Genomic DNA, 7259 nt, shown 5'->3' with positions numbered 1-7259 from the left:
CCTCGACGTCGCGATCGCGCCCGCCGCGGCGGCGGCTGTCCGCGCGCGGCTGGGCCTGGCGCCGGACGATCTTGTGCTGGGCTTTGTCGGTTTCGTTCGCGACTGGCATGGCGTCAGCTGGGCGATGGACGTCCTTCCGGAGCTGGGCGCCAAGGCGCACCTGGTGGTGGTTGGGGACGGCCCCGCCCTGGCCGACCTCAAGCAACGGGCGATCGCCGCCGGCCTCGAGAAGCAGACGCACTTCGTCGGCGCGGTTCCGCACCATGAGGTCGCCAGCTATGTCGCCACCTTCAATGTCGCCCTGCAGATCGCCGCCGTCGCCTATGCGTCGCCGCTGAAGATCTTCGACTACATGCAACTTGGGCGGGCGATCGTGGCGCCGGACCAGGCCAATATCCGGGAGATCCTGACCGACGGCAGCGACGCTTTGCTGTTCAAGTCCGGTGACGCGGCGTCGTTCAAATCGGCGCTGGTGCGGCTGTGCAAGGACGCCGACCTGCGGACCAAGCTCGGGACCGCCGCGAAGGCCGCCCTGATCAGGCGGAGGTTCACCTGGGCGGACAACGCCAGGCGGATCGCGGCCCTCTACGCCACAGTCCCATGACGAACAGACTGGTCGCCTACGTCACGGACTCCGGTTACCTGCTGCCGTCGCTGATATCGGCCTGCCAGCTGGCCGACGCCGACCGCATGCGAACCGCCGATATCGCGATCTTCACGGTGTCCGTGCCGGAGGAGGTCGTCTCCAGGCTTCAGTCGGCCCTTTCCCGCTACAGGTTTCAATTCATCCCGATGGATGAGAAGGCCTTCACGCCCTCCAGCGCGACCTACTTCAGGGAAGGTCACGTCCCGAAGGCGTCGCTCGGCCGCCTGGTGTTGTCCCAGTATGTGCCGGCGCAGTACGACCACATCGTCTACATCGACGGCGACACGCAGGTGTGCGGCGACGTCTCCGCGCTGCTGAACTACGACGTTCCGGAAGGTATGGTTGCGGCGGTCAGCGAGGCCTTCTTCCTCGAAAAGCCTTCGCCCCAAAGAGCGGCGTATCTCAGCGGCCTGGGGCTGGACGATCCGGAGCGCTATTTCAATTCGGGCGTGCTGGCCTTCCGCAAGAGCACCTGGGAGAGCGTTGGACCGGAGGCGCTGGAATACTTCTTCCGCAACCCGACCCTGTGCCAGTTTCACGACCAGAGCGCGTTGAACGCGGTCTGCCGGGACCGCCGCGTGAGGCTCGACCCGGCCTATAACTTCCACAGCAGCTTCGCCGAACTGGGCGTAGGGCGCGCGCACCCGCCGCGGATCGTCCACTTCACGGGCAGCGAGAAGCCCTGGAACTATCAGGTGTGGCCGTGGAGCGGCCGGCTGGCAAAGCCCTACCGTGATTTCCTGGACAACAATCCGTCCCTGACCTTCCAGCTGGACGTCAAATTCTCGCCTGGATGGAAGCAGCTCGCGCGTGGCCTGTACAAGGCCTTCAAGTACCGAAACCAATATTCGGATCTACTGTCGCGTCGCCGCAGATTTCTCAACTATCTACAAGGCGCGGACTTCGCGTTCTAAGGTCGGTCGGCCGGACGGCTTTGCAGCGGCTCCCCCGGTACGTATCCCTCGGGCAAATCCGTAAGGTCGAGAACGAGGCGCTGAATGCCGATCGACTTGACGCCCGCCTGCTCCGCCGAGACCGTGCTGTGGTAGCGCAGGCCCAACCTTTGCCACGCGTTCAGGGCTGAATCATTTCCGACCAGGGCCCGGGTGCCAAGGGTCTGGCAGCCCAGATCGAGAGCCCGCTTGATGTGCGCGCCAAAGAGATATCGTGACAGCTGCATGCCGGCGAAAGCGGGCATCACGGCGGCGTATTCCACGACGTACTCGGCGGGATCGCGAAAATGCGGCGTATCCCCGAAGGCCCCGAATTTCATGATGCTGGTTTGGAGCAACCGCTTGGACTGATCTTGCGGCAGATTCAGATACTTGGACACAAGCATCAATTGCGTGGCCGTTATAGGCCTGACATCCGGCATGTTTGAACGGTGAGCCGATGTCGCGGCGGCCAGTTCTCCGTCGCATTCGACGACGATGAAATTGCTGAGCTGCCCCCAATTGTTGGCGCCCGCCAACAGGATGGCCTCGTGAAAACTTAGGCGGTCCAGTTCTATGGAGGCGGCAAGGTCGTCGAACAGGCCCGCGCCCTGCGCCGGCAGCATCGACCGCTCCATGATCCTTGCCAGGAAACCAACATCCTCCGGGGTCGCCGGGCGGGTCGTGATATCCATGCGCTGCCTACCGTCATTCATTGTTCAGCGGCCCCTGGCGGGGCGCCGCCTGTGCCAGGCCGCTCCACATCGGACACGGCGCTGATCGGGTTCGCAAGAGCGGCGCCAGCCGGGCGTCCTCGTCGAACAGAGGGGCGCGACGGCCGATATGTTCGCAAGCCGACTTAGTCTTTCCGGTTTCGCGTCTTAATCTATCCGCAAGCGAGACCGCGTAAATCGTCACAAACGGGTACTATAAAAGCATCCTGTCGAACAGTTTTTGAGCCAGCCCGGCCCGGCAGATTCTTTCTTATGGACCTTGGGGCGCCGCATACCGGCAACGCAGAGTATTTGTGGGCCGATCGCACACTGGAACGTGCTTTGCAGCCCATGGGGTGTCGGCTAGGAATTGTGTGCCGAATTGAGATCGACGGAGTCCGGGATGAAAATGACGAAGTTCGCATTCGCGCTTGCGCTGGCCCTGTCCGGGCCCGCGGCGTCGTTTGCCCAGGCTCCGGCTCAAGTGGCCGCCCCGATCGACAATTCCAACTACATCATCTCGACGGGCGACGAGCTGCAGATTTTCGTCTGGAAGAACCCCGACCTGTCGACGACCACCCCGGTGCGGCCGGACGGCAAGATCACGGCGCCGCTTGTTCAGGACGTCCAGGCTCAGGGCAAGACGCCGATCCAGCTTTCGGCCGATCTGACGACGGCGCTGGCGACCTATATCCGGGACCCGATGGTCACCGTGGTGGTGCGTTCGTTCTCGGCCCCGGGCAGTGAGGCGGCCATCCGCGTCATCGGTACCGCCATGGAGCCCAAGACTGTACCCTATCGCAAGGGCATCACCGCCCTGGACGTCATCATCCAGCTTGGCGGCCTGCCGGTCTACGCCAGCGGGAACAAGGCCGTGATGCTTCGCACCGAGAACGGCGCCGTCCGCTCCCTTCCGCTGCGGCTCAACGACCTCATGAAGAAGGGGGATCTGAAAGCCAACGTGACCCTGATGCCCGGCGACGTCATTCGTATTCCGGAACGTTTCTTCTAACCCGAAAGCTCGTGACGGGGCCGCCTGGGGCGGTCTCGAAGACGCCGTTGGGACGGCGGACGGCCTTGGCCCTTTTACGGAAATGAGACGCAATGTTTGAGGCTCTTACATCCCGGTTGCACGACGAGTTTCGTCGCATGTGGCTGTACCGCTGGTTCCTGGTCATGGTGTCCGTGATCAGCTTCCTGATCATCGCCGGCGTGGCGGTAAGCTTGCCCAAGCAATACGACGCCTGGTCTGAGGTCTATGTCGACAAGCAGGTGGTGATGGCCGCGGCGACGCAGGACGTTTCGCTCGGCGGCGCCTCCACCACCCCCGCCTCGGTCATGATCAACCCCAAGGTGCTGCTCAACGACAACAAGCTTCAGGTCACCCTGAACAAGATCAGCCCGGAAACGGCGAACCTTTCGCCGATGCAAATGACGAACGCCGTCAGCCAGTTCCGGAAGAGCATCACGATCAGCCCGATCGACGACGACGGCTTCATCCAATTCCATGTGAAGGACGTCGATCCTGTCCGCGCGGCCCGCGTCGCGCAGGAGCTGACGAGCCAGTTCATCGGCATGAGCCTCAACCGCACCCAGAACGACCTCGGCCAGACGACGCGGTTCCTCGACGGTCAGATCGAGACGTACAAGGGTCTGCTCGCCGACTCTCAGCAGCAGCTGGCCAACTATCGCCAGGCGCACCCCGGCCTGATCCTGCCGGGCGGCATCGGCGGCCCCGTCGCGGGCGGCGAGGACTCCGTCGTCACGATCGCGGCCCCCTCGGCCGGCCCGGCGGCCGCGCCCGCGCCCGTCATGCCACGCACCTTCCCCGAAGACGGACGGATCGCGGCACTGGAAGGCCAGCTGGCGGAAATGCTGACCCGATACACCGATCAACATCCGGACGTTCTGAACACCCGGCGCGAACTGGCGATCCAACTTCGCTCGCGGGCCGCCTCGGCCGCCGCCGCGGTGACCTTGCCGGCCGCGCCGACTGTGACGGCGGCGCCGATCCAGCGCATGACCCAGGTCGTGCGCAGGGGTGGGGGCCGCGCGGCGATCCCGGCCGATATCATCGCCGAGTGGGGCACGCTCCTGGGCAACGACGCGGTGTTGCGCGCCGACTACCAGAACCTGATCAACAAGCAGCAAGCCGCCCGCATGAGCGAGGCCATCCTCGGCTCCGGCAAGCGGTTTGAGATCATTCGCCCGGCGACGGTTCCTCTGGTCTCCTTTATGCCGCCTCGCTCCTGGCTGGTCGGCGGCGCGCTCGTCGTGGCCCTGATCATCGGCTGCGCGGTGACCTTCGTCCGCGCCGCGGTTTCCGGCGTCCTCGTCTCGCCCCGCGAACTTGAGGAAGAGTTCGACCTGCCCGTGGCCGCGACGGTGTCATGGGAGCCGGCGTGGCAGACCGGTCAGGTGGCCAAGGTCGATCCGCGGTTCATCCCGCCGTTCCTTCGCCCGCGCCTGGCCTACAACAGCAACAGCAGCACCGTGCGCCTCGTCGGCAACGACGCCAGTTCGTAATGGAAAACTCAATGGCTACCTCCAAACTAGAATCCGCGTCGGCCGGCACCGAAGTTCTGGTCACCGTTGCGTCCAACGACTCCGTCGTCGACGTCGGCGCGCCGCTGACGGCCCTCCAGGGCCTGACGTCGGGGCACTCGGTCGGCAAGGTCGCCACGCCCCACTTCGACGAAAGCCGGACCCGCGAGGAGTTTCGTGCGCTCAAGCGTCACCTGATGACGCGCTTCGCGCCCAAGGCTGAAGGGGAGGCGAACGAGCCGCGCACGATCCTGCTGACCAGCGCCAGTCCCCAAGAAGGCAAGACCACGGTCACGCTCGGCCTGGCCATGAGCTTCATGTTCGAGCGCGATTGGCGGGTGGTGCTGATCGACGCCGACATGCGCAGTCCGGAACTGTCGCGCCGCAGCAACCTGTCGGAGGAGCTCGGGCTGCTCGACTACCTCGACGACGATACGCTTGAGGTCAAAGACGTCGTCTATCCGACCAACGTCGATGGCGTCCTGATCGTGCCGGCGGGCAAGCCGCGTATCGACGCGCCCGAGCTGATCACGACCGACCGGATGACCCAACTGCTGAAGGCGATTCACGCTGAAAATCAGCGCAGCATCGTGCTCATCGACTCGGGTTCAATTCTGGCCTGTAGTGAAACTGTTTCCCTGGCCCATCACGCAGCGCATATTCTGTTCGTGGTTTCGAAGGGTCAGACCAAAAAGTCCGATATAAACGAAGGCATCAAACTGCTGCATAGACAGGCCGGGGGCGTGGACGAGTCCCGCGTGGCCTTGGTTCTCAATCGAACTGACCATTCGCAATCTCCAGTTCGTTACGCACCGCGCTAACGAACACTTAGGTCGACAGATAATAGCGGGGGGCTAATTCGTGATTATAACTTCTAAATTCGTGCGTTTGGCGGTGAGCGCCAGTGTTGTTGCGCTGAGCGCCGCGAGCGTCGCGGTCGCGCAGCCGCTGGCCAATCCCGTCAGGCCCGAGCCGGCGGTAAAGGCCGCCGCGCCGCGTGACGCCTTGCCGGCCAACTTCCTGCGCCCTCGGATCGGCGTGCAGGCGGCGGTGACCGATAACGTCGCCCTCACCAGCGCCAACGAGCAGTCCGATGTCATCGGGCGGGTCACGGCGGGCCTGGAGGGCCGGTACGACAGCCCCCGCACCAAGGCCAACCTGTCGGGGGACATCGTCTATGACGCCTATTCCAAGTCCAAGAAATACGACTCGCTGACCTACCGCGGTGTGGCGGACGCCGCCTTTGTCGTGGTGCCGGACATACTCGCCATCGAAGCCGCCGGCGCCCGGACCCAGGGGTCGGTGACGACCTTCGGCTCGACGGACTTCTTCCGATCCGCCAACGCCACCGACTATCAGGTCGGCACATACTATGTCGGCCCGCACCTGACCCTGTCCCCGGGGATCTTCGATCTCTCGGCGGCGGCGCGCTACGGCCAGGTGTTCTACGATGGTCCCAAGTCCACCAGCACCGCCGTCCCGGCCCTCGCGCCGGAGACGTCGATCTACCAGTTGATTGGCGCGGCCGACACCGGCGCCAATCTGGGCCGGGTTCGCTTCGTCGCCTCCGCCCAATACCAGAAGGACGATCAGACCTTCGAGAGCACCGCCGGATCGGTGTCGGGCTTCTATCAGGTGACGCCGCGGTTCACCGGCATCGTCCGGGCCGGCTATGACGACATGACCTTGACCAGCCTGCTGGATCTCAGCGCGCCCTTCTGGTCTGTCGGCGGCCAGTACGTCTTCAACGACACGGCGAACATCCGCCTCGAAGGCGGCCGCCGCTATGACGCGGCCTACTGGTCGGGCAGCGCCACGCTGCGCGTCGCCCGGCCCGTCTACCTGATGGCGGACTATTCCAACACGCTGTCGCCCGGTCCGATCCAGATCAACAATGTGCTGGTCGACTATGTCGGCGGCCTCGACAAGCCGCTGCCGATCCCGGTGATCCCGCCCGCGTTCGGACTGAACAGCAACTTCTTCAACCTGCCGTCGATCAACCGGACGGGGAGCCTCCGCGCGCTCGTCGATCTCGGTCGGCAGTCGCTCGACTACACGCTGAGCTCGACGCAACAGAGGTACGTGGGCGTTTCGGCCGAAAGCCTCACCCTCTCGCACAGCGTGACCTATGCGAACCTGGTGCGGCCCGACCTGGAACTGTCGCTGCGTTTCCTCTATGCGAGCGAGCGCCTCAACGGTCAGATTCTGCCCGGCGTCGGCGACCGCGAGGGCAACTATTATCTGACAGAGGGCAAGATCGAGTACCGGCTCAACAGCCGCACCACCGCGAACCTCAACTACCAGAACCGGCATTTCCGGCCGGCCGCGGCGACCCTGCTCCAGCGCTACAAGGAAAACATCGGTACGGTCTCTCTGGTCCGAACGTTCTGATGACCGACGTCGCTGCGCCCCCCTCTCGACAAC

7 protein-coding genes are annotated in these 7259 nt (G+C 64.3%); 6 read left to right on the top strand and 1 reads right to left on the bottom strand.

Going from position 1 to position 7259, the window contains the following annotated elements; all coding sequences use genetic code 11:
- Both JWQ89_RS09785 and JWQ89_RS09780 read left to right on the top strand, forming a co-directional pair.
- Positions 1–604: glycosyltransferase (locus tag JWQ89_RS09785; RefSeq protein ID WP_299640522.1), on the top strand; the 604-nt coding region annotated here is incomplete at its 5' end.
- Entirely contained in the window at positions 601–1560 is a 960-nt protein-coding gene (locus JWQ89_RS09780; protein WP_299640520.1) for a glycosyltransferase, read from the top strand. The genes JWQ89_RS09785 and JWQ89_RS09780, both read left to right, overlap by 4 nt.
- On the opposite strand, the gene JWQ89_RS09775 is transcribed toward JWQ89_RS09780, so the two are convergent.
- On the bottom strand, positions 1557–2273 hold the full coding sequence (locus JWQ89_RS09775) for a hypothetical protein (protein WP_299640518.1): 717 nt from the start codon (positions 2271–2273) through the stop codon (positions 1557–1559). The two genes, JWQ89_RS09780 and JWQ89_RS09775, sit on opposite strands and share 4 nt — an antisense overlap.
- 427 nt (positions 2274–2700) lie before the next feature.
- On the opposite strand from JWQ89_RS09775, the gene JWQ89_RS09770 reads away from it, so the two are divergent.
- The 4 genes from JWQ89_RS09770 to JWQ89_RS09755 all read left to right on the top strand — a co-directional run bounded on the left by JWQ89_RS09770 (position 2701) and on the right by JWQ89_RS09755 (position 7226).
- Positions 2701–3303 carry an XrtA/PEP-CTERM system exopolysaccharide export protein gene (locus tag JWQ89_RS09770; RefSeq protein ID WP_299640516.1) on the top strand — a complete coding sequence of 201 codons (603 nt, stop codon included), beginning with the start codon at positions 2701–2703 and terminating at the stop codon, positions 3301–3303.
- A gap of 137 nt (positions 3304–3440) precedes the next feature.
- Positions 3441–4817: a hypothetical protein gene (locus JWQ89_RS09765; RefSeq protein WP_299640514.1), complete on the top strand. Its 1377-nt coding sequence runs from the start codon at positions 3441–3443 to the stop codon at positions 4815–4817.
- A gap of 11 nt (positions 4818–4828) precedes the next feature.
- Positions 4829–5656 (top strand): hypothetical protein, encoded by an 828-nt coding sequence (locus JWQ89_RS09760; protein ID WP_299640513.1) that lies wholly within the window; start codon positions 4829–4831, stop codon positions 5654–5656.
- A gap of 40 nt (positions 5657–5696) precedes the next feature.
- Positions 5697–7226: a hypothetical protein gene (locus tag JWQ89_RS09755; RefSeq protein WP_299640512.1), complete on the top strand. Its 1530-nt coding sequence runs from the start codon at positions 5697–5699 to the stop codon at positions 7224–7226.
- Positions 7227–7259: the final 33 nt, after the last annotated feature.

Origin of the sequence: Devosia sp., from assembly GCF_028290645.1 — a bacterium.
GTDB lineage: Bacteria > Pseudomonadota > Alphaproteobacteria > Rhizobiales > Devosiaceae > Devosia_A.
This window is presented reverse-complemented; position numbering and strand designations above follow the sequence as displayed.

Coding starts and splice junctions, on each gene's coding strand:
- JWQ89_RS09780 (WP_299640520.1), top strand. CDS start 601: ATGACGAACAGACTGGTCGCCTACGTCACGGACTCCGGTTACCTGCTG.
- JWQ89_RS09775 (WP_299640518.1), bottom strand. CDS start 2,273: ATGGATATCACGACCCGCCCGGCGACCCCGGAGGATGTTGGTTTCCTG.
- JWQ89_RS09770 (WP_299640516.1), top strand. CDS start 2,701: ATGACGAAGTTCGCATTCGCGCTTGCGCTGGCCCTGTCCGGGCCCGCG.
- JWQ89_RS09765 (WP_299640514.1), top strand. CDS start 3,441: ATGTGGCTGTACCGCTGGTTCCTGGTCATGGTGTCCGTGATCAGCTTC.
- JWQ89_RS09760 (WP_299640513.1), top strand. CDS start 4,829: ATGGCTACCTCCAAACTAGAATCCGCGTCGGCCGGCACCGAAGTTCTG.